This is a genomic window from Cytobacillus massiliigabonensis, assembly GCF_900199725.1.
In the GTDB taxonomy this organism is placed as follows: domain Bacteria; phylum Bacillota; class Bacilli; order Bacillales; family Cytobacillaceae; genus Cytobacillus; species Cytobacillus massiliigabonensis.
Genome location: NZ_LT904904.1, coordinates 220,412 through 243,581, shown reverse-complemented (window position 1 = coordinate 243,581; position 23,170 = coordinate 220,412). Strand labels below are relative to the sequence as shown.

Sequence of the window (23,170 nt, the reverse complement as noted above, 5' to 3'; positions counted from 1 at the left end):
TCACACATATGTACAGCTAGTTAGAATTAATCATATTAAAGGAAAAAGGAGAGTTTTTTCATATGACGGAACCAAATGTAATGAGGAAAGATGCCTTTCAAGTAATTGGTTTTCAGTTTGAAGCCAATCTGCGGGAAATAGAAGAAGGAGAGCTAGGTAAGAAAACACTTGCTAGATTACAAGAATATGCCGACCGCATTGTGAATAAAAGCGGCAGTCACGTCTATTTAATTCAGCGATATCCAGCAAAAGAGGACTTTAATGCCTTAGAGGATAAATTCACACAAATCATTGGCTATGAAGTATCTAATGCAAGTGAAGTCCCTAAAGGAGCCATTCTCCACACCATTCCGGAGAATTCCTATGTTACTTATACTCATCAAGGACCTGAGGCAGAATTGTATAAAACATATGATTACTTATACGGGAAATGGCTTGGGGAAAACGGCTATGCACCACTAAAATATGATATGGAACGATGGGATGAACGATACAAGCCGTATGAATCTGACAATGAAATTGATATTTTTATTGCAGTTCAGAAAAAGTAAGGAGAAAGATTTGTGAATGCAGGAACTTAAACCATTATAGGTAAACATACATGATAAAAAGCTCTATCCAAAAATGGAAAGGGCTTTTTATTATGTATTCTCCCCATTTTATAAAACAACGAATTTTCCAAAATATACATAGATGCTCATTAAATAAAAGCGCTTGCACATTTAAGCATCACAGTTATATACTTGTATACAAGTATACTTCATTAATTGAAGAAGGTGATTTTATGACAGAACCGAAAGAATCTCTCTATCCAGAAAAATGGCTTTCTAAAGCTTCAGCTGGTGATCGTGTAGCATGTGAGCTTCGAATGCAAATTATTTCTGGTCTCATTGAAAGCGGTACCATTCTATCTGAAAATAAATTAGCTGCTGATTTTTCTGTAAGCCGCTCCCCAATACGTGAAGCATTAAAAATACTTGCTTCGGAAAATATAATCCGATTAGAAAGAATGGGCGCCGTCGTTATTGGCTTAACTGAAAAAGAAATTGAAGAAATATACGATGTACGTTTACTTATAGAAACATTTGTGTTTGAACGGCTTGTCAAAATGGACACTGAAGAGTTAGTAAATGAACTGAGCAAAATCCTTGAAATGATGAAAGTTGCTATCAAATTTAAAGATGCGGATGAATTTTCTTATCAAGATGTTTTATTTCATGAAACAATTATTCGTGCCATTAATCATTCATATATTCTCATGATCTGGAACAATCTAAAACCAGTTATGGAATCTTTAATCCTCTTATCCATGCGTGTTCGCTTTAAAGAGAAATACGAAGACTTCACACGGATTGTGGAGAATCATGAGCTTTATATTGAAGCAATAAAAACGAAGGATCGAACGCTTATGGTTAAGTCTTTACACCAAAACTTTGACGATGTCCAAGGAAAGGTTGAGGATTTATGGATGTCCCAACAAATGCTATCTAAAGGAGTCGAGCTAGAAAATGAGTAGCTATATGTTAGGTATAGACATCGGCACGACAAGTACGAAAGCTGTTTTATTTACTGAAAAGGGAGAGGTCATCCAACAAGAGAATATTGGGTATCCTCTTTACACACCAGATATGTCTACAGCTGAACAAGACCCTAAAGAGATTTTCCAGGCTGTTCTGAAAGCAATTTCGAATATAACAAAGAATCATCCGCAAAAAACGCTATCATTTATTTCATTCAGCAGTGCCATGCATAGCGTGATTGCGATGGATGAAAACGACCAGCCGCTAACCCCATGTATCACTTGGGCAGATAATCGCAGTGAAGCGTGGGCCCATAAAATAAAGGATGAGCTGAATGGACATGAAATATACAAACGTACAGGCACACCCATTCACCCCATGTCACCATTAACAAAGATTGCTTGGCTTGTGAATGAGCATCCTGAAATCGCTGGCAAAGCTAAAAAGTATATTGGAATTAAAGAATATATCTTTAAACAATTCTTTAATCAATATGTTGTCGATTACTCCCTAGCTTCAGCGATGGGCATGATGAATCTCAATACTCTAGATTGGGATGAGGAAGCTATCGCAGTTGCTGGTGTAACACGTGCCCAACTATCTGTGCTTGTACCAACAACTAAAATATTTCAGAACTGTCATCCTGATTTAGCAAAACAGATTGGGATTAATCCACAAACCCCATTTATTATCGGGGCAAGCGATGGTGTACTTTCTAATCTCGGTGTAAATGCTATAAGGCAAGGTGAAATTGCGGTAACAATTGGGACAAGCGGTGCCATCCGAACAATTATTGACGAGCCGCAAACAGATGAGAAGGGCAGAATATTTTGCTATTGCCTCACCGAAAAGCATTGGGTAATTGGCGGACCGGTGAATAATGGCGGGATGATCCTTCGCTGGATAAGAGATGAATTTGCCTCTTCAGAAATTGAAACAGCAAAAAGACTTGGAATTGATCCTTATGAGGTATTAACGAAAATTGCTCAGAGAGTAAGACCAGGTGCTGATGGATTATTATTCCACCCTTATCTTGCTGGTGAACGCGCACCACTTTGGAATCCGAATGTGCGAGGCTCGTTTTTCGGTCTAACACTTTCACATAAGAAAGAACATATGATACGCGCAGCATTAGAGGGTGTTATTTACAATTTATATACTGTCTTTTTAGCTTTAATGGAATGTATGAAAAGTCCTGTCACACGAATTCAAGCAACTGGCGGCTTTGCCAGGTCTGAGGTATGGAGGCAGATGATGTCCGATATCTTTGAATCTGAGGTAGTCGTTCCTGAAAGCTACGAAAGTTCTTGTTTAGGTGCTTGTATTTTGGGGCTTTATGCGACAGGTAAAATCCAGTCATTTGAAGTAGCTTCTGAGATGATTGGCAGCACTTTTAAACATACACCCAACGAGGAAGCTGTTAAAGAATACCGGCAATTATTGCCGATTTTTATCAACCTTTCTCGGGTATTAGCAAACGAATATACACAGATTTCCAGCTACCAGCGCGGTTTAATAGACACAAACAAATAATTAGGAGGGGTATATATGCCATTATTCATTGTAGCCATTGGGATCATTGCATTACTAATATTAATAATGGGACTTAAATTAAACACCTTTATATCATTAATAATCGTTTCATTTGGCGTTGCTTTAGCTCTTGGGATGCCGCTTGAGGGAATTGTTAAAACGATTGAAGCAGGACTTGGAGGAACGCTTGGCCATTTAGCGCTAATCTTTGGACTTGGAGCAATGTTAGGGAAGTTAATCGCTGATTCAGGCGGAGCCCAAAGAATTGCGATGACCCTCGTCAACAAATTTGGAGAAAAAAATATTCAGTGGGCTGTCGTTGTTGCCTCATTCATTATTGGGGTAGCATTATTTTTCGAAGTAGGACTAGTTCTATTAATTCCAATCGTTTTCGCCATTTCAAGAGAACTAAAAGTATCGATTCTATATCTCGGTATTCCAATGACTGCCGCTTTGTCTGTCACCCACGGTTTCTTGCCGCCACATCCGGGACCAACCGTTATTGCTGGTGAATATGGAGCAAACATTGGCGAAGTTTTGCTATACGGTTTTATTATTGCGATTCCAACCGTTATTATCGCTGGACCTATTTTTACAAAGCTGGCTAAAAAGATGGTTCCTGAATCATTTACAAAAACAGGTAATATCGCTTCGTTAGGAGAGCAAAAATCCTTTAAATTGGAGGATACTCCTGGATTTGGCATCAGTGTTTTTACTGCGATCCTTCCTGTTATCCTTATGTCGATTGCAACCATCATTACGCTTCTTCAAAAGACAATGGGATTTGAAGACAATAGCTTCCTAGCTGCAATCCGGTTTATTGGTGAAGCAGGTACTGCTATGCTGATTTCCTTATTAGTTGCCGTTTATACAATGGGACTCGCAAGAAAAATCCCGATAAAAACGGTTATGGAATCATGTACAACAGCTATTACACAAATTGGGATGATGCTCTTAATTATTGGGGGAGGCGGCGCCTTCAAGCAAGTATTAATTGATGGCGGTGTAGGCGATTATGTGGCTGAATTATTCAATGATACTTCCCTATCACCTATTTTACTAGCTTGGATCATCGCAGCCATCTTGCGAATTTCTTTAGGATCTGCAACAGTTGCTGCTTTAACAACTGCTGGTTTAGTTATTCCAATGCTAGGACAATCTGATGCGAACCTTGCTTTAGTTGTACTTGCAACGGGAGCGGGCAGTTTAATTGCTTCGCACGTAAACGATGCTGGCTTCTGGATGTTTAAAGAATATTTTGGATTAAGCATGAAGGAAACATTTGCCACATGGACGTTGCTTGAAACAATTATTTCTGTAGCTGGATTAGGGTTCATTCTACTGCTAAGTTTATTCGTATAATTTTTTTCTAAGGGCAACATAAATTTATCCTTTCTAGGCAGTAAAACCTCTCGATTGAATAAGAGTTTTACTGCCTATTAATCTAAAGAACAAAGGAGCTCAGAAGAATGTTCAATACAATCGGTATGATTGGTTTAGGCGTAATGGGCAGTAATCTCGCTTTAAACATGGCAAGTAAAGGAGAACAAGTAGCTGTTTATAACTACACGAGGGATTTGACCGATCAGCTTGTTCAAAAAAGTGAAGGACAGCCGATCCATCCATACTACGAAATCCAAGAATTTGTCCGGTCATTGGAAACGCCAAGAAAAATCTTTCTTATGGTTACAGCAGGCAAACCGATTGATTCAGTGATTCAATCATTAATGCCAGTGCTTGAAGCAGGCGATATCATTATGGACGGCGGGAACTCTCATTACGAGGATACGGTACGAAGATATGACGAGCTGAAGTCTAAAGGAATTGACTATTTAGGAATTGGAATTTCTGGCGGCGAAGTCGGTGCTTTAAAGGGGCCATCTATCATGCCAGGCGGAGATAAAGAAGCCTATGAGAAAGTTGCTCCTATTCTTACAAAAATAGCCGCACAAGTAGATAACAGCCCATGCTGTGTTTATATGGGGCCAAAGGGATCTGGCCACTTTGTAAAAATGGTACATAACGGGATCGAATATGCCGATATGCAATTAATTGCAGAAGCCTACACTTTTTTAAAGGACAGGCTCCATTTGAGCGTTCACGAAATTGCAGACATTTTCGACACATGGAATCAAGGAGAACTTAATAGCTATTTAATCCAAATCACTGCAGACATTTTAAGAAAAGAGGATGAATTAACGGGACGCCCCCTCATCCATGTCATTCTTGATAAAGCAGGACAAAAGGGAACTGGAAAATGGACAAGCGTTCAAGCAATTAATAATGGAATCCCTTCATCCATTATTACGGAATCGTTATTTGCAAGATATCTATCTTCTTTAAAAGAAGAACGAGTAAAAGCAGAAAGCATCCTATCCGGACCTGACATGGATCAGCAGCCCTTAGACAAAGATATGTGGATTGAGTATGTCAGACAAGCATTATACATGGGTAAGGTTTGTGCCTATACACAAGGATTCACACAGTATAAAATGACTTCTGAACTGTACGGCTGGGATTTGCCATTGAAGGATATTGCCCTTATTTTCCGTGGCGGCTGTATCATTCGAGCAGATTTTTTAAACGTGATTAGTAAAATATATCAAGAACAGCCGAATTTATCCAATATGCTAATCGCCCCATATTTTGCTGAAAAAGTGAAAGGGTATCAAACAGGATTGAGAAAAGTAGTCTCTGAAGGCATTAACTCCGGCATCTCGTTCCCTTGCTTAAATGCCTCACTTACCTACTATGACAGCTACCGCACTGGCAGATCAAATGCTAGCCTATTACAGGCACAACGCGACTACTTCGGCGCCCACACATATGAAAGAAATGACAGAGAGGGCATTTTCCATACAGAATGGCAGGTAAAATAGGGATCCTGTCAGCACTCAGAGTTACTTCTGACTCAATTCAGACTATCTCTGCTGTTCCTGTCAGAACCCGGGGACATGGGGACAGGTTCACTGTCCCTGTAAAGCAAGACAGACATTTGCTTTATCAAAAATAGTCCGCCCGAATTGGGATTGGACTATTTTTATTTAGGCATTTACTAATTTTCTCACACAAAGTATTAAAAAGTCCCCAATACCAAAAGTAAATTTATGTATATACTATGCTAAATCTTCTCATGCCTTTCAACTCTTGTATGCGGACTTTTCCCTTCTGCAATAAGGTGGTTAATCCTCTCGACTAACTGCGGCAGTTCGCTCATTGATTTCAATGTAAAATCAGCCCCATTTTGGATAAAGGTTTGTTCGGTTCTAGCGATAGCTGCTTCTTGATCCTTCTTTGATAAAGCATTAAACTCATCTAAGCTTAATCCTAATTCAGAGCTGCCTATGATGACACCAACAGACCAAACCCCCGCATTAACCCCTTCTTTAATATCTGAAACCGTATCACCCACTTTGATAACCTTCCACGCAGCAGAAAGTTTCAATGCCTCCATATTACGATAAATCATATAAGGATACGGTCTTCCAAGATAATTTGTTCCATCAGGAGTAATATAGAAATCAGGGCTATAGCCTTTACTCGCTGCATGGGGAGCAACAACATCCATCATTGATTGGGTATACCCTGTTGTCGAACCTACTTTCAGTCCCATCTCCTTCAACTTTTGTACGGTCTCTGCCACCCCAGGAATGGGATCCGTATATTCTTTTAAGGAGGACATTAATGCAGGCTCAAATTCGGCATATAAATCCTCTACATCTTGCTCTTGGAATGTTCTCCCAAACTCAGCTTCCCATAATCCGGAGACCCTTGGCATCATTAGCATTTCACGAATATGATCAATCTTTAGCATGCCCATTGGCGCTCTTGCCTCTTCCATCGTTACATCAATGCCCTTTTTCTTAAAGATGTCAATAAATACATTTACAGGAGCAAAGCAGCCAAAATCAATAGCTGTTCCAGCCCAATCCAAGATAATACCTTCAACCTTATGCATGTTGGCACACCTCCATATAGTCTTCAATAATATTGCATAATCCCTGTATATCCTCTTCATAAATTTCTCCAATATTGCCAATACGGAATGTATCCACATCAGTTAGCTTTCCTGGATAAAGGATAAAGCCTCGTTCTTTCACATACAAATAGAAATCTTCAAAGCGGAATTGTTCACTTGGGAAAAGAAAGGTTGTAATGATCGGTGACTGTTTTTCTGCTGTAATATACGCATGAATACCCAGCCTTTCTAGTCTATCCCGCAAAATTTGGTTATTATTTTGATAGCGTTTCTGTCTGGCTGAGATACTGCCTTCTGCAAGCAATTCATCAATAGCTTTCGAAAAGGCAGCTACAACATGTGTTGGGGATGTAAATCGCCATTTTCCATCCTTGTCCATTTCCTTCCATTGATCAAATAGATCTAATGATAAGCTACGTGCGTTTCCTTCACAAGCTGCAAGTTTATCCCGTTTGGCAATAACAAAGCCAAATCCAGGAACCCCTTGAATACATTTATTCGCACTGCTAATTAGATAATCAATTCCTAGTTCAAGAATATTTATATCCACCCCGCCAAAACTGCTCATTGCATCGATGATTAACGTTTTGCCATACTCCTTTGAGAATCTTGATATCATCTCAATCGGATTTAAAATGCCTGTCGTTGTTTCACAATGAACCATAACCAAATGGGTAATCGCTTGATCTTCTTCTAGAATTTCTTTTATTTCATCTTCATTCGGGAACTCATTATAGGCCGTACGGTATTCACGGTAATTAAGCCCGATATAGTGAGCCATTTTTACAATCCGCTCTCCATAAGCACCGTTCGTCACTATGAGAACCTTATTATCATCTGATATGGCTGTTGTCATGACCGCTTCTACCGCAAATGTGCCGCTTCCCTGCATGAGCACAACCGTGTAATCTTGCTGCGATACACCAGCTAATTCAAGCAGCTGTGTACGAATCTTTTGCGTAATCCCTTTATAATCATCATCCCAAGTGCAGCGGTCATAAAGCATTTCCTCTTTCACTGTACGAGAAGCTGTTAATGGACCTGGTGTCAAAAGCTTATAACTATGCATGTTTCTTCACTCTCCAATTATTATTTTGCTGAAGTAAAAAATGCTTGGTGATGTTCCAATAGCTCCACTGTTAAGGATTGGTCGAATGTCATCGAATGTGCCGGCTTGTTCACCTCATCAACTGTCTCCCCTTTGTAAAGCTCAACCGGATAGGACGACAATAATTCCTTCCTTGCGTCGCTAATAATTACCTCTGCCATCTTCATAGCTAAATCTGTTGTTTCACTCTCTTTGTCGATAACCGCAATCGATTCAGTAAGAGAAAAGTTGCCTTCCACTGGATCAACATAATCAATCGGTGCACCTGATTCCTTCGCTTGGACCGCTTGATGACGAAGCCCAAATCCTGCTGCCACTTCTCCAGCCTGGACTTTTTTAATAGGACCCGAGCCAGAGCTTTCTAAGTGTGCACCAACATTAGCGATCAAATCATGAAGAATCGTTTTTCCTTCTTGTTCCCCGTACTCACTTATAATCGCTTGAATTAACAGCCAGCCTGTTGAAGAATCAGCGATATTCGGAATAGACACTAATCCTTTAAATTCTGGTTTTGTTAAGTCCTTAATAGATGCTGGCGCTTCCAGCCCTTTTTCCTTCAGTACTTCCGTATTGACAAAAATGGCACCTGTATTGGATAAAATCGGCGTATAAAAGGATGGATATTCCACTAATGCCTTCGGGTCAAAAGCTAAATCCTTAAACATCGCATGCTCCTCTTGTGAGCTTTCAAGAAAATAAGAACTCATTGTTACTAAATCAGCTTCGATTTCCTTCCCCTCTGCTATTAACTTCCCTCCTAATTCAGACGTTCCTAATGATTGAAAGACATACTCTCCCTCATACCCAGCCTTATTTAAGGCATTTTCCATTGCCGCAACAGCTTCTTCGTCCCCATTCGTATAAATAACGACTTCCTCTTCTTTTTGACTGTTACAGCCTGCTAATGCAATCACAAAACCTAAAACGAATAGAATTAGAATCAATTTCTTCATCATTATGCTGCCTCACTTTTTCTATATATTTTTTTACCATTTACTGCTTGCCTTTTCTGCAAATAATCACAAAGGAGTTTGATCAATAGATTAGTAAAAAAGATGAGTAATGATAAAACAAATATTTCATTAAATTTTGCAAAATGCTGCAGTTCTTTTATTTTGCTCGCAACTAATGAAGTTTGAGCGGTAACTAGAAAGATAATTCCGCTGATCGTTACCATTGAGTTAATAAAATAATAACTAAACATTTCAATGACAGTAGATACGGAGTTTGGCAGAATAACCCGATAAATGGTCTTAATCCAGCTGTCTCCAAGTAACTCTCCTGTCGTTTCCCAAGATCGATTCATTTTTGATAAGGAGTTTTTGGCCATTAAATAGGGAGTAGTAAAATAGTGAACGATATTACATAGGATGATGATAATAAATGTTCCTTTTAAACTACTGCCATTAAAAAGCAGCAAATACGATAAACCAAGCACCATACCTGGAACAGTATTTGTAATCATTGATAGGACATCGATAGCTGCTCTTCCTTTTAATTGCGTGCGTACATTTAGAATCGCAGAACTATAGGCAATAACAGTGCCAATAAAGGCTGTAAAAACAGCAACTACTAATGAATTTTTGTAAACAGCAACTAAATCACTCGATTGAAAAACATTCGAAATGTGTTTAAAGGTAAACGATAGATTATAAGGAAAACTATTTAGAAATGGCGCGATAAACATAACGGCAAAAATAGAGAGGATCCCTACTAAAATGATCGATGAAATAATTGCTAGGAAAGTATCCCGATATTTATTTTGCATCCACTCTATATCGGTAATCTTTTCGTATTGAAAGTTAAATTTTTCAAGGAAATATAACAGAAAAACGCCTAGCACTGCTGGGAATAACATAAGGACAGCAATGACAGCCCCATGATTAAAGTCAGGAATGGACCCCAGCATCACTTGATACAGTTGAGTGGAAACAACAGAATACGTTCCCCCAACCGATGCGGGTATTCCAAAGTCTGTAAAGCTCAAAATAAAGGAAAGAACAAAGGCCCCGCCTAATGTTCCGATTAATGGGCGAACAATCGTATTTGAAAAACTTCTTAACGTCCTATCACCCATTAGCTTGGAAACGATGATAAATTTCTTATCAACATATTTAAAGGAATTATTGATAAGAAGAAATGCTGCTGGCAATGTATAGATCACATAGCCGATTAATAAACCATTAAAGCCGTATATTTCAAAAAATCCCTGACCGATTAATTTTGTTATTAACCCTTGGTTTCCAAAAGAATACATAATAGCAAATCCATATGTAATAGTAGGCAAGAGCATCGGGAGAATAATTACCGTTCCTATTACTCTCTTTAATGGCCGATAGATTCTCGTACAGTTAATCGAATAAGCAAATATAAATGCTAGAATAGTCGTTATCACAGCTGTAGCGCTAGAAACTTTGAAGCTATTTCCAATTGATTCCATCATCTCTTTGTTCGACAGAACCGAAAGATAATTTGAAAGGTCAAGCCCGCTGCTCGTTTCAAACGATCGAATCAATAAAGCGGTCAAAGGCAATAATAGAAATACAGCAAATACTAATGCTATTAGTAAATAAACGACCCGCATTTCTGATCTTACATTAGGCATACTTCTCACCAAATAAATTGAATATATTTTGCCGTTTTATTTGCAGCTGTTTTAAGATAAATTCCTTTACAAAATCATTACTTGGCTGATTAATTATCTCCTTGGAAGTACCAAACTGCGAAATATTTCCCCGATTAATGATTAATACTTTATCAGACAGTGTTAATGCTTCTTCCGGGTCATGTGTAACAATAATTGTTGTAAGCTTATACTCTTTTGCAATGGATTGAATACGCTGCTTAATTGATTCCTTTATTACCCCGTCCAATGCACTCAACGGCTCATCTAACAGCAAAATTTCCGGCTTTGTTACTAGTGTTCTAGCTAGTGCAACTCTTTGTTTTTGCCCGCCTGATAACTCCCCCATTTTCTTTGCTAAATGCGGCTTCAGCTCCAAAAAATCGATATATTCCTGAAGCTCCTTTTCAGAAACCATGCCCTTCTTATTTCTTAATCCATACACAATATTTTCATAGGCATTTAAATGAGGAAAAAGTGCATAGTCTTGGAAAACAATATTAAATCCCCGATCCTTCATTGGTACATTGCTTATATCCCGCCCATTAAAAATGATTTTTCCTTCATCCATTTTTGTTAATCCGAGAATAATATTTAATAATGTTGTTTTTCCACTTCCGCTTGGACCTAGCAGGGAAACAATCTCTCCAGTATTTATTTCAAGATTTATATTTTCTAAAACGACCTTTTGATCGAATTGTTTGCTTATATTTTGCAATTTCAGCAAACGGCTCACCTCCCTGAATACAACCTAAGTATAAAAATGATATGTAAATTTGAATAAAGACTTTTGTATAGTTTATGTAAATTTTGCCTATATCTTTACTAACTTAACACTATATTATTACTAACTCTTACTAATTTCCTTGTTGTTATTTATGTAAATCTATTGAGTACACCGAGATTTATCAGTAAACTGGAATTACTGAAGCTGCATCTAATTAAATTTAAATGGGTGAAAATATGTTTCCACTTGAAAGGCAAAAAAAAATTATTGAAATATTAACGATAAAAAAAGTCCTCAAAATATCTGAACTAACGGATAAACTAAACGTTTCCGTTGATACGCTTCGCAGAGATTTAAATCTACTTACAAAACAAGGGAAAATTGAAAAGATTTACGGCGGGGTTAAGATCGTAGAATCAAAATTTGGCGAATCTGCGATCGATGAACGAATGATCAGTCACTTAGAGGAAAAGGAGCGCATTGCGAAAACATGCAGTGAATGGATCAATGATGGAGATTGTATATTTATTGATAGCGGCTCAACCACTTATCAAATTGCAAAATACATTAAAAACAAGAAAAACTTAACTGTAGTCACAAATTCCATTCCTGTAATAACCGAGCTGATGAATACAGATGTTGAACTAATCATCATAGGCGGAAAGATTAGGAAAAATGAGCAATCAGTTGTTACCTTTGATTATTTATTTAATTTTAATGAATTAAATATATTGAAAGCATTTATTTGTACAAGCGGTATTACACTTGAAAGAGGTATTTCCGACTATAATGTGGAAGAAGCCCTTACCCGGAAAAAAATCATTGAACGCTCCAAAGAAATATATGTTGCTGCCGATAGTACTAAGTTCGGAAAAGATGTCACCATTGCAATTGCTCCTATTGAGCAAATTAATTACATTATTACGGATGAAAACGTTAATAAAGATTTGATTAATGAATTTAATAAAACAAACACCGAATTAATTATTTCAGAATAAAATAGATAATATGTAAATAACAAAAGCTGAAGGATACAATTTTCAATTGAATCTTGTATCCTTCAGCTTTTATAGAGGCTGCTATTTTCAATACAACACGAAAATAGCTCCTAGAATAACAATCCATAACATCGGGACTAAGTTTACAATAATAGCCACTCGTCTTCTGCGTACATGAAGAATCCATGCGATAATACTGCAGATAAGGACCGCAACAGGATACAAACCTATTCCTAATACAAAACTGACATTCCCCAGTCCAAAACCACTATCAAAGCTCATAAACGACATTCCCCAGATCAAAAGCCATGGCAGTGTACAAAGTAAATAAAGAATTTGACTAAGAATCAGATATATTTTCATTAAAGTTCCTTTCCCCTTACCGCACTTCTTCACTAAGTGCACATACCAAATTTACATAAGGTTTATTTAAATCCGTTATTCATTAATTTAAAAATAATTTCATTAAAAAGTACATTACTTTATTGAAAAAAGTGATAGGTAAATGAATATCTACAGTTTGTACTCCTAAGTAGATCTATTGGCATTGGCAAAAATTAATTATATACTTGCTATATATTTTAATAAGTAAAATACTATAGTAGGCTGTGATCCAATGGCAAAAAATGAAGAGTTATATAATGTGGAAATCATAATGAAAGAAATGCTTGATATACAACAAAAGTCTAAAATGTTTGTCAACCTGCTATCAGAAGGAGAGTCACTCACTCAGAATCAGCTTATCCTTCTGCTTCAGCTAAAAATCAATAATGGCATGAAAGCAACTGAAATTGCTGATTTCTTTAATGTAACTCCTGGAGCTGTTACATCGATGTGTGATAAACTGGAAAAATTAAATGTAGTTCAGCGTATAAGAGAAAGCGATGACCGCAGAGTCGTAAAAATGGTCTTGACGAAGATGGGGGAAGAAAAAGTTCATGCCATCTTTTTGAAATTCTCATCAGAAAAACTAACAGATATGGCAAAAGTATTAAAAGAAGTTAATACATTAATGAGTGCCATTTTTTAAGGATTTCACCTATAATGAAATCCTTTTTTTGTTGTTTAATTATGACATCCTATACCCTAATACAATCAGATAGAACGGTTCGACGATTTTTTCCCTTCTTGACAAAGCATCAAAGATTATATTTTAATTAATATATATTTTAATAATTAAAATATATATTAATTAAAATACGGTGGTGTTTAGGAATGCTAAATGAACGGACTCAAAAGAATCACAGCATCACACTGACAAGAGGGAATATCAAGGAATTAGCTAAAGACTATGAACAATTAAAAATTCGTGGTTCTGTTGCTTTACATCAAGAAATCCATCTCAAAGAGATCTCTTCTCATGGCTTTAGTACCTTTCATTCTCATGTTGCAGCAAATCTGTTAAAAAGCTCTGGATCATGTGCCATAAAGGGCAATTGCGAGGTAAAAGAGATCATAAATGCCGGAAATTTAAAAATGAAGAATGTACGTGCAGCGAAGCTCCACAGCTCAGGAAGGCTTACCATCGAAGAAACGCTACATTCAGAACACCTTGATTCCATTGGAATCATTACCGCAAAAGAAATTCAGGCAAAACATTTTCACTTAAAATTATCAGGTGAGAGCATAATTAACCGGCTCATTGCGGATGCAGTGTGTATAGAAAAGGATAGAAAGTCCATTTCGTTAAAGAAAAAACTAGTCTGTCAATTTATTAAAGGAAAACAATTGCAGCTTGCCTATACAGATGCTGAAATCGTTGAGGGGGATGTTGTGGTTGTGGGCAGCCAGTGCAATATTCAAACACTTACCTATACAGTAAGCTGTACCATCTCTCCGAATGCTAAAGTCCAACAGATTATACGGAGTGAAAATCCATGAACATAAAAAAAAGGGTCCTTTCCTTCTTAATGTCGTTAACAATCCCTGTCCTTTCTGTCCTTTACCTAGGAATGATGTTGAGTGCACTAATCTCCATATTCGCCGGGATTTTACGAACAATTGGTTTCGAACAAATTAAAATGAGTATTTGGCATGGCATTGATCTTCCTATCGCTTTAAGCATTCCAGTATCACTTATTGTTTCGTTTTTACTATACAGAGGTTCACTTTATGTAAAGCGCTCGATTAAATTTTGCTTTCATACTCTTTTCTCCCCTGCCCATCCGCCCATGAAGTTTAAATAATTTCATTACTATATAAGAAAAAGGCAGCACCTATAAAAATAGGAACTGCCTTTAACAATTACAGCAAACTTTCAATAAACAAATAAATACCAGTAAACAATAAAATAATATACGTGAAGATACGGAAGATTTGCTGGTTAATTCTTTTAAATAAGAGCTGACCCACATACAAACCGATAAATACTAGTGGAAGTGCAGCAACGCTTGATACCCAGACTGTTTTATTCGTTCCAGCAAAAATAACCTGGATAACTAAACTAATCAAATAAATAAACAAATAAAATGCCAGCGTAGTCCCTCGCAGCTTTTCCTTATGCGTATCTGTTCCTGAAAAATATAACAGCAATGGCGGTCCAGGCATGCCTATACTCGTTGTAAGGGCACCTGAAAGTCCGCCGACAGCTAAGTCTCTCTTCTTTCCCTGTTTCATGCGAAACTTAAGGATAAGCAAAATAGTTAATGCCAAAATAATAAGGCTTATGACCAACTTTAATTTATTTATATCTATTAACATGAAGATGATGATTCCTATCGGCAGGCCAATTCCACTTCCGATCACAAACCTTTTCAGGATTCCAAAATCAATATCCTTTCTAACCTTCCTAATTAAAGCAATAGAAATCACTAGCGATAGAAGTAAGTTCATTTGTATCGCTTCGGCTGGTTCAAAGAGTAATAAAAGAAAGGGAGTAGCTAATATAGAAAAACCAAAACCTGTACTTGTTTGAAGGATGGAAGCTGTTAGGATAATGACGACAAATAAAAATAAGTTCATATAGCACCCGCTTTTTTACTTTATTTCCCATAAACACATTAAAGTTCTCCTTACCTTTAATGATATACCTTTTCCTGAAACGAGAGAAGGGTTCATAAGAAGAGATCTCCATCCCCATTGAATAATTGGACCTACACAGACAATGATCTCTTATGTAAAAGTTTTAAGTTAGAAGGCTAACTTTCGAAATATCTATGATAAAATGGAACTTTCTATCGCCGTTCTGCCAGACAGACCGTGATTATTTTGTATTCCGTAAATTTAGAAAAGGGTGATGTGAAGTGGAGGTAAAAAAAGACCAGTGGACATCCAAGATTGGATTTATTTTGGCATCTGCCGGGGCGGCTATTGGTCTTGGCGCCATATGGAAGTTTCCGTATGTAACAGGAATGAGCGGCGGGGGTGCTTTCTTTCTCATATTCGTCGCATTCACTTTGATAATCGGCTTACCTCTGCTTATTGCCGAATTTATTATTGGCAGAGGGTCAGGCAAAGAGGCAATCAGCGCCTATAAAAACCTGGCACCTAACAGCCTTTGGGTATGGGTTGGACGACTTGGAGTCCTCGGCTGCTTTTTGCTCCTATCCTTTTACAGTGTCGTTGGCGGATGGGTTCTTGTATATAGCGGTTTATCTATTCTTGGTCATATTATTGCTGATGGGGCAAACTATCCTGATTTATTTAATTTAATCATTGGAACCCCATGGATTACGATCGTTGGCTTGTTTATTTTCTCATTCATTAACATTCTCGTTATTTCGCTTGGTGTCTCAAACGGAATTGAAAAAGCGAATAAATATATGATGCCGCTATTATTTATCTTTTTTATCATTTTAGTTGTACGTGCCTTAACCCTTGACGGAGCAATGGAAGGAGTGAGGTTCTTTCTCTCGCCCGACTTCTCGAAGATAACCGGTGAATCCATTCTATATGCGTTAGGACAATCATTTTTCTCACTAGCAGTTGGATTTTCCTGCATGGTTACCTACAGCTCTTATCTAAAAAAAGATGTAAGCTTAACGTCTTCTGCCAGCGCAGTTGTCGGTATGAATATTTTCGTTTCGTTATTAGCTGGACTTGCGATTTTTCCAGTCGTCTTTGCTTTCGGATATGAACCCGCAGAAGGTCCTGGTTTGCTGTTTATCGTATTGCCATCCGTTTTTTCTCAGCTGCCATTAGGCGAAGTATTCTTGTGCCTGTTCCTATTCTTATTCTTGTTTGCTACATTGACCTCATCCTTTAGTTTGTATGAAATTATTGTAGCTGCTTTTACAGCAAATGGTAAAAGGTCAAGAATCAAGGTAACATGGGTCTCTGGGCTCATTATCTTCCTGGCAGCCATTCCAGCAGCTTTATCTTCTAGCATTCTAGGCGATTTAATGATTTTTAGAAAAAACATTTTTGATGCGACAGATTTTCTTGTCAGTAATATTATGCTTCCATTCGGCAGCCTGCTGATTTCATTTTTCATCATCTATAGAGCTGATCCATCACTCATTAAAAATGAATTTGAATTAAATAGTACAGCAGCACCAAGGCTATATCCCGCTTGGCGCTTCTTGATGACCTGTGTGGTTCCCATTACAATCATCGTTGTATTTCTGAATACGCTTGGGATTATTTAGTTTTACAGTACAGCGGGACATGGAGACAGGCTCCTTGTCCCAAAATGATGAATCAAATCGAATAAGGCTATATAACAACCTAGAATGTAATTTCTCCAGAACTTTTCACTTTGCCTCACTTATCATTTTCCACAACTTAACAACAAATGATGTTTTTCCTAACGAACTCTTCACTTCAATAAGTCCATCATGTAATTCTACAATACTTTTTACAATGGCTAGTCCTAAACCCGATCCCCCTGTATGTTCCGATCGAGATTTTTCTACTCTGTAAAACCTTTCAAAAATATGCGGGATATCAACATCTGGAATGACCTGACCATAATTAGCTATTTCAATCTCAATCATTTCATCTGAATCAATCCATTTTATATCAATGTATTTCCCTTCCTTCCCATACCGAATCGCATTTTGCAAAAGGTTTTCAAAAGCTCTTGCTAGTTTATTCCCATCTCCCATGACTACCGGATTCATTGCGGAAGCTAAGAATAGTCTCATTTCCATACCTGCATTTTGAACTTGATATTGATGCTGAATGATCAGCTGATTTAACATTTCTTCTATATTAATAGGCACTTCATTCATAAGAGCTTCCCTGTTTTGAACGAAAGTATATTCAAATAAATCATTGATTAGATGATGCAGACTTTCTGCCTTGTTATGAACAATTTGGATGTAATGACGCAGTTCAACCTCATCTTTATATTGATCTTCATTGATCAGGTTCAAATAACCGACAATGGAAGTAAGCGGTGACCGCAGATCATGAGCCACATTCGTAACCAAATCATTTTTTACTTGTGCAGATTTTTTTTGATCTTCTACCGCTTTTTCTCCTTGGAAAACAATATTGTTAATTTTTTTACCTAATTCACCTATTCTCTGTTCGTCCTCAATGGTTACTTTTTGGCCGAAATGACCTTCTGAAATATACTCGACTTCTTCGATCATTTTATTAAGTAAGTACTCGTGATATCTTTTTCTTTCATATAGGAAAAATGGAAATAAATAACTAATAAAAATCACACTAAAGATGAGTACTATAGGCGCTAAACCGAAAGAGCCAACAAGTTCAATTAAATCTGACACCCGTGATGACTCCGTTTCTAAATACCTGATTGTCGGAATGAATGCCACAGCTGTTACACTAGTCAAAAGGGATGAGAGAAGAATATATAAGGGAAACTTCCATTTAGGAATAAACAGGATGACTTTTTTCAATTTTATACCCCACTCCCCAGATGGTTTGAATGACTGCTTCTCCTGGTATCACTGCTTCTATTTTATCGCGGATATTTTTAATATGGACCATAACGGTTTTATTCGAACCGATACTTTCCTCCTTCCAAACTCTTTCAAAAATCTCCTCCGAACTGAATACTCTTCCTTGATTTTTAGCTAAAAAATATAAAATGTCGAATTCAATGGACGTTAATTTGATTTCTTTCCCGCCTGCAGTCACCTGATGACTTTGCTTATCAATTTCTAGTGTATGAATTTGAATAGCTCCTGTATTTTTGGCAGGATTATAATTTACCCTCCGAAATAATGCCTTTACTCTAGCGGTCAATTCCAACGGATTAAAAGGCTTAATCATATAATCATCGGCACCTGTCATTAAACCCATAATTTTATCCATGTCCTGTACTTTGGCACTTAGCATGAGGATGGGCACCTGATTATCGGTCCGAATCTGTTTACATAATTCCAGCCCGTCCATATTAGGCATCATAACGTCTAATACAATTAAATCCACTCGATTCAATGAGAGTACCTTTAATGCTTCGATTCCATCCTGTGCTTGAAGGATTTGATACCCCTCATTGCTTAGGTAAACTTCAACAAGCTTTGCAATGTCTTTATCATCATCGACAATTAAAATCGTATTACTCAAAGTTTTGCCTCCTTAAGCACATGTACGTTCTTACATTCCTTTTTCTAAGCTTATCTTATGAAGAATGCGAATAACTATCTGGACATGTGACAGTTTTTTTATTAGTAAAAACCCTACCACAGCACCTAATGTATTGGCAATTAAGTCGTTAATGTCTGTACTTCTCCCATTCCCAAGTGTGACTCTTATTAACAGCTGAATGATCTCGAAAGTTAAACTGACTAAGAACCCTATATAAGCTGCTTTTTTAATAGAATGATACTTCTTATTCAGTAATGGCAAATACATGCCAAAAGGCAGCATCATGATTACATTTAAAAGAAAAGTCGTGATATCAATTGTTAATATTGGGATAAAATTTATTGATTTGTACCAAGGAGTCAGGTTTGCGTATTTCCCAATGTTCACTTCGATTGGGAAAAATACTAAATGAATCATGCATAAGAAGTAAATGGCAAACGATGTTAATAGGACAGCTTGCCCTAAACTGAACTTATGTCTTAAAAGCGCTGCATAAGTTATATATAGTAAAAAAATAATCAATGCTGGAACAAGAATATATGCTGAATCAATTGTAAACATGATCGATTCTTCCATCTGTTTTCCTCCTACAGTTAAATTAATAGTTTTAGTATATTGAGTAAATCTAAAGTTTTTTTAAAGAAAATAGAAATGATTTCTTAAAAATGAGAAAAACGTATACTCAAATCGAATATACGCTTCTAAGCATTTTATCTTTATTCGTTCACGTTCATTAATTGATCATTGATCATAATCGCTTTAATCTTTGATTTTTCTAAAAAGACGCGGTTTCCATCTTGATCTAAACTGTATTGCCATTTAAAGCCAATGTCAGTAGTGCTTGTTGAGCTCGATTTTAATTCAATGATTGTATTATCCTTTGCTATTGCCTTAACAATCGGGGCATGTTCTGGCAGAAAGTCCGTTTTTCCGTCTACACGTTTCCCCTCAAGGCCAATTCCGATCGCTGAAACATATACCGTTTTTAACGCTACTTCCTCGTTTTGCTGTTTCATTGTTAAATCAATATCCATTCGATTGGAATGATCTTGTACTTTAAACGTATGTTTAAATGGTCCTTCTTCAACTATCTCATCCGTTTCCCCATTAATAATTGCATCTGCCCTTAGAGTCACCTTTTCACCAGCTAGGCTGCTTGTTGAATCTACATCAAACATTGCAATAAGCTTCTTGCCGTCCTCTGTTACTTGCTGATCGACCATGTAACTTGCCCCATTTTTCAGGTCTAATTCTAGAGTGGCGATGGCTGCATCTTTAGGGAATAAAGATCCATCTTCTTTCTCAAAGGAGGCAATGATAATCGCACTTTTTCCTCCACTCATACTTTCTTCTACTTTCATTTTAATCCCCGATACAATGGTTACTTGATCTGTTATTTGACTACCCATCTCTTTCACACTAAAAAACATCTTAAAATAATCCGTATTCTGGGCGGCAGCAACAGTAGTAGAAGTACCTATAACAAGTACTGCTGCCGCAGCTAACATGCCTCTTTTCATATTCTTGAGCGGCTTTTTTCCTGCTTTGTCTTTATTCATCTCTCATTTCCTTCCTTTCTTTGCTCCAACTGAACTGCATTAGATCATTTGAAATTATTAGCTTACTACCTATCCCTCCCCTGCTTTGTAAAATTCATTTAGGTCTAAGCATCTATTTGCTTAAGCCTATGTCCATAGTATATTTTTCGATTTTAAAGATTTTTTAAAGGAAGAGCTAAGGTTCTCTTAATAATTGTCATGATTTTCACTGCTTAGATAACTTGAACATAAGAGAAGAATAAGACTCCTTTCAATTTGTTGAAGAAAGCTAGAGAACTAAATATAATTTAATTAGTCTAATAATTATCTGAATTTTAAGGAAGGAGGAATTTAGTGTGTTGCATTTAAAAACAATAACGAAAAACAATTGGCTCAAGGCCATTTCGCTGCGTGTCCGGGACGACCAAGTAAAGTTTGTTGCTTCAAATGCAGTATCCCTTTCTCAATTGAACTTTCTAGAAAATTTCCATGCAAAAGGAATCTACCATGGAGAGGAAATGATTGGTTTTGCGTTATATGGAATTGATGAAGATGATCATGAGTATTGGATTTATCGCATGATGATTGATCATAAATATCAAGGGCAGGGATATGGGAAGGAAGCGGTCAGACTAGTTATAGATGATATAAGGAATTTGAAAGAGGAGCGTCATAAAACGATCACACTGTCCTATGAACCAACTAATGTACATGCAAAACGTGTTTACGAGAAGGTTGGTTTCCAAGAAGTAGCTGGGCTGATTATTAGTGATGAACAAGTCTCCCGTTATACGTTTTAGCTCCCAAAAGCTGACGAAGTGGATATAGGCTAGTCAGCTTTACTTTTATAGTTAAACCTCTAAGAAGATAGGAAGTTTGCCATTACTGGTTAGTTTAAACGAGCAATTGTTAACTGAATAATCATATTCTCTTAAGGAAATCTAGATGTTCTTTTATATAATTAAAGAAATATTAAGAGGGGAGAATGATCTCATGCTGCTTAAGGCTCGAGAAGAATCAAATGAATTATTGATATGCCGAAGTTTAAACAAACGAATGAACTTAACTGAAAAGGAAAGGCGTCACTATTTAAACCTTGAAAAAGGCTATGAAGGGGAGATTCAATTTGATAAGCTAAGCGAGAATCTTCACGAAGAAAGATACATCATCAATGATTTACTGCTTGAGGTGAACAACTCCTATTTTCAAATTGATACATTAATTATTTCACAAGGTGCTATTCACCTCTTGGATATCAAAAATTTCAAGGGTGATTACTACTTAGAATTGGACAAACTCTATGCTGTCACAACCGGGCGTGAATATAAGAACCCTGTAGACCAGCTAAAAAGAAGTGCTGCACTTTTCCGCCAATTACTCCAAAACCTCAAACAAAATTACCTCGTTGAAACTTCCGTTATCTTCGTGAACCCTGAATTCACTTTATATCAAGCCCCAATGGACCAACCATTTATTTTTCCAACCCAGGTAAATCGTTTTCTAAGAGATTTAGATAAAACTCCCTCAAGGTTGAATGATGGACATAGAAAGCTCGCTCAAAAATTAATTTCCTTACACCAAACAGTACATCCATTTATGAAATTGCCAAAATATGATTATGATTTTCTTCAAAAAGGGATCTATTGCAGGTGCTGTCATTCTCTCATGATTTATAGAAAAAATTATCACTTTGAATGCGAAAAGTGTGGGGAACATGAAGAAATTGAATCAGCCATTTTAAGAAATGTGGAGGAGTTTAAGCTGCTATTTCCTGATCGAAAGGTAACTACTCAAAGCATTTATGAGTGGTGCAAGGTTGGTTTAAACAAGAAGACAATCAACAGGATTTTAAGGAAACACTACACTACATTCGGAAAAACAAGTGATACTTTTTATGAATAAGGCGGTCTTCGGACTTGATTGGAGCCTTTTCTTTTGGTCTTGTCCGAATTCGGGTGGACTTCGGACTCGGTTGGAGACTTTTCTCTTAATCTTGTCCGAACTCAAGCGAAATTCGGACTCGTTTGAAGCCTTTGCTCTTTATCTTGTCCGAACTCGAGCGGACTTCGGACTCGTTTGGAGCCTTTGCTCTTTATCTTGTCCGAACCTGGGTGGACTTCGGACTCGTTTGGAGCCTTTTCTCTTAATCTTGTCCGAACTCGAGCGGACTTCGGACTCGTTTGGACCTTTTTCTCTTAGTCTTGTCCGAACTTGGGGGAACTTCGGACTCGCTTGGAGCCTTTTCTCTTAATCTTGTCCGAACTCAAGCGAAATTCGGACTCGTTTGGAGCCTTTTTCTCTTAATCTTGTCCGAACTCGAGCGGACTTCGGACTCGGTTGGATCTTTTTAACATAATCTTGTCCGAACTCGGGGGAACTTCGGACTCGGTTGGAGCCTTTCCTCTTAATCTTGTCCGAACTCAAGCGGACTTCGGACTCGTTTGGAGCCTTTGCTCTTAATCTTGTCCGAACTCGAGCGGACTTCGGACTCGGTTGGAGCCCTTTCCTCTTAATCTTGTCCGAACTCAAGCGGACTTCGGACTCGTTTGGAGCCTTTCCTCTTAGTCTTGTCCGAACTCAAGCGGACTTCGGACTCGTTTGGAGCCTTTTCTCTTAATCTTGTCCGAACTCGAGAGGACTTCG

At 37.4% G+C, this 23,170-nt stretch carries 23 protein-coding genes; 12 read left to right on the top strand and 11 right to left on the bottom strand.

All coding sequences use genetic code 11. The annotated features are described in order from the left end of the window. The first annotated feature begins 62 nt into the window (after positions 1-62). The 5 genes from C1726_RS12500 to gnd all read left to right on the top strand — a co-directional run bounded on the left by C1726_RS12500 (position 63) and on the right by gnd (position 5,932). On the top strand, positions 63-551 hold the full coding sequence (locus C1726_RS12500) for a GyrI-like domain-containing protein (RefSeq protein WP_235822771.1): 489 nt from the start codon (positions 63-65) through the stop codon (positions 549-551). 233 nt (positions 552-784) lie between these two features. Then, positions 785-1,516 (top strand): GntR family transcriptional regulator, encoded by a 732-nt coding sequence (locus C1726_RS12495; RefSeq protein WP_102273459.1) that lies wholly within the window; start codon positions 785-787, stop codon positions 1,514-1,516. Beyond that, positions 1,509-3,053, top strand: coding sequence for a gluconokinase (gene gntK / locus C1726_RS12490; protein ID WP_102273458.1), 1,545 nt, complete (start codon positions 1,509-1,511; stop codon positions 3,051-3,053). Before C1726_RS12495 ends, gntK begins: the two co-directional genes overlap by 8 nt. Positions 3,054-3,068: 15 nt before the next feature. Next, positions 3,069-4,415: a GntP family permease gene (locus C1726_RS12485; RefSeq protein ID WP_102273457.1), complete on the top strand. Its 1,347-nt coding sequence runs from the start codon at positions 3,069-3,071 to the stop codon at positions 4,413-4,415. A 107-nt stretch (positions 4,416-4,522) separates the two neighbouring features. Beyond that, a complete protein-coding gene (gene gnd, locus C1726_RS12480) occupies positions 4,523-5,932 on the top strand; it encodes a decarboxylating NADP(+)-dependent phosphogluconate dehydrogenase (protein ID WP_102273456.1) in 1,410 nt (469 codons plus the stop codon). Positions 5,933-6,174: 242 nt separating this feature from the next. On the opposite strand, the gene phnX is transcribed toward gnd, so the two are convergent. The 5 genes from phnX to C1726_RS12455 are packed head-to-tail and all read right to left on the bottom strand — an operon-like array spanning position 6,175 to position 11,490. After that, a complete protein-coding gene (gene phnX / locus C1726_RS12475; RefSeq protein WP_102273455.1) occupies positions 6,175-7,011 on the bottom strand; it encodes a phosphonoacetaldehyde hydrolase in 837 nt (278 codons plus the stop codon). Then, complete coding sequence (gene phnW / locus C1726_RS12470) at positions 7,004-8,101, bottom strand: 2-aminoethylphosphonate--pyruvate transaminase (RefSeq protein ID WP_102273454.1); 1,098 nt, start codon at positions 8,099-8,101, stop codon at positions 7,004-7,006. The genes phnX and phnW overlap by 8 nt, the downstream gene beginning before the upstream one ends. A gap of 20 nt (positions 8,102-8,121) precedes the next feature. Further along, the gene (locus C1726_RS12465; protein ID WP_102273453.1) at positions 8,122-9,096 is read right to left on the bottom strand and encodes an extracellular solute-binding protein; all 975 of its coding nucleotides are present in this window, start codon (positions 9,094-9,096) and stop codon (positions 8,122-8,124) included. Continuing rightward, positions 9,096-10,745: an ABC transporter permease subunit gene (locus tag C1726_RS12460; RefSeq protein WP_102273452.1), complete on the bottom strand. Its 1,650-nt coding sequence runs from the start codon at positions 10,743-10,745 to the stop codon at positions 9,096-9,098. Before C1726_RS12460 ends, C1726_RS12465 begins: the two co-directional genes overlap by 1 nt. Further along, the gene (locus tag C1726_RS12455) at positions 10,738-11,490 is read right to left on the bottom strand and encodes an ABC transporter ATP-binding protein (RefSeq protein WP_102273451.1); all 753 of its coding nucleotides are present in this window, start codon (positions 11,488-11,490) and stop codon (positions 10,738-10,740) included. Before C1726_RS12455 ends, C1726_RS12460 begins: the two co-directional genes overlap by 8 nt. 236 nt (positions 11,491-11,726) lie before the next feature. On the opposite strand from C1726_RS12455, the gene C1726_RS12450 reads away from it, so the two are divergent. Beyond that, positions 11,727-12,488: a DeoR/GlpR family DNA-binding transcription regulator gene (locus tag C1726_RS12450; protein ID WP_102273450.1), complete on the top strand. Its 762-nt coding sequence runs from the start codon at positions 11,727-11,729 to the stop codon at positions 12,486-12,488. A gap of 87 nt (positions 12,489-12,575) precedes the next feature. Here C1726_RS12450 and C1726_RS12445 read toward each other — a convergent pair whose 3' ends face one another. After that, entirely contained in the window at positions 12,576-12,851 is a 276-nt protein-coding gene (locus tag C1726_RS12445; RefSeq protein ID WP_102273449.1) for a hypothetical protein, read from the bottom strand. A gap of 253 nt (positions 12,852-13,104) precedes the next feature. Here C1726_RS12445 and C1726_RS12440 point away from each other — a divergent pair, with 253 nt between their 5' ends. From C1726_RS12440 to C1726_RS12430, 3 genes are all read left to right on the top strand, one after another. After that, complete coding sequence (locus C1726_RS12440) at positions 13,105-13,518, top strand: MarR family winged helix-turn-helix transcriptional regulator (protein WP_102273448.1); 414 nt, start codon at positions 13,105-13,107, stop codon at positions 13,516-13,518. A 185-nt stretch (positions 13,519-13,703) separates the two neighbouring features. Then, entirely contained in the window at positions 13,704-14,369 is a 666-nt protein-coding gene (locus C1726_RS12435; protein WP_102273447.1) for a hypothetical protein, read from the top strand. Next, positions 14,366-14,674, top strand: a complete 309-nt coding sequence (locus C1726_RS12430; protein WP_102273446.1) for a hypothetical protein — start codon at positions 14,366-14,368, stop codon at positions 14,672-14,674. Before C1726_RS12435 ends, C1726_RS12430 begins: the two co-directional genes overlap by 4 nt. 58 nt (positions 14,675-14,732) lie before the next feature. On the opposite strand, the gene C1726_RS12425 is transcribed toward C1726_RS12430, so the two are convergent. Then, positions 14,733-15,449, bottom strand: a complete 717-nt coding sequence (locus tag C1726_RS12425; protein WP_102273445.1) for a sulfite exporter TauE/SafE family protein — start codon at positions 15,447-15,449, stop codon at positions 14,733-14,735. Positions 15,450-15,730: 281 nt separating this feature from the next. Here C1726_RS12425 and C1726_RS12420 point away from each other — a divergent pair, with 281 nt between their 5' ends. Beyond that, positions 15,731-17,074, top strand: coding sequence for a sodium-dependent transporter (locus tag C1726_RS12420; RefSeq protein WP_102273444.1), 1,344 nt, complete (start codon positions 15,731-15,733; stop codon positions 17,072-17,074). Positions 17,075-17,179: 105 nt separating this feature from the next. Here the strand turns inward: C1726_RS12420 and C1726_RS12415 are convergent, their stop codons facing one another. The 4 genes from C1726_RS12415 to C1726_RS12400 form a co-directional block, all read right to left on the bottom strand. After that, positions 17,180-18,295 carry a sensor histidine kinase gene (locus C1726_RS12415; RefSeq protein WP_235822770.1) on the bottom strand — a complete coding sequence of 372 codons (1,116 nt, stop codon included), beginning with the start codon at positions 18,293-18,295 and terminating at the stop codon, positions 17,180-17,182. Beyond that, entirely contained in the window at positions 18,267-18,968 is a 702-nt protein-coding gene (locus C1726_RS12410) for a response regulator transcription factor (RefSeq protein WP_102273442.1), read from the bottom strand. Before C1726_RS12410 ends, C1726_RS12415 begins: the two co-directional genes overlap by 29 nt. A 30-nt stretch (positions 18,969-18,998) precedes the next feature. Beyond that, positions 18,999-19,565 carry a VanZ family protein gene (locus C1726_RS12405; RefSeq protein WP_102273441.1) on the bottom strand — a complete coding sequence of 189 codons (567 nt, stop codon included), beginning with the start codon at positions 19,563-19,565 and terminating at the stop codon, positions 18,999-19,001. 140 nt (positions 19,566-19,705) lie between these two features. Next, the gene (locus tag C1726_RS12400; RefSeq protein WP_102273440.1) at positions 19,706-20,548 is read right to left on the bottom strand and encodes a hypothetical protein; all 843 of its coding nucleotides are present in this window, start codon (positions 20,546-20,548) and stop codon (positions 19,706-19,708) included. Positions 20,549-20,883: 335 nt separating this feature from the next. Between C1726_RS12400 and C1726_RS12395 the strand changes: the two genes are divergently transcribed. Continuing rightward, positions 20,884-21,327 carry a GNAT family N-acetyltransferase gene (locus C1726_RS12395; RefSeq protein WP_102273439.1) on the top strand — a complete coding sequence of 148 codons (444 nt, stop codon included), beginning with the start codon at positions 20,884-20,886 and terminating at the stop codon, positions 21,325-21,327. Between the two features lie 193 nt (positions 21,328-21,520). Continuing rightward, positions 21,521-22,429 carry a nuclease-related domain-containing protein gene (locus C1726_RS12390; RefSeq protein WP_102275792.1) on the top strand — a complete coding sequence of 303 codons (909 nt, stop codon included), beginning with the start codon at positions 21,521-21,523 and terminating at the stop codon, positions 22,427-22,429. The last annotated feature ends 741 nt before the right edge of the window (positions 22,430-23,170 follow it).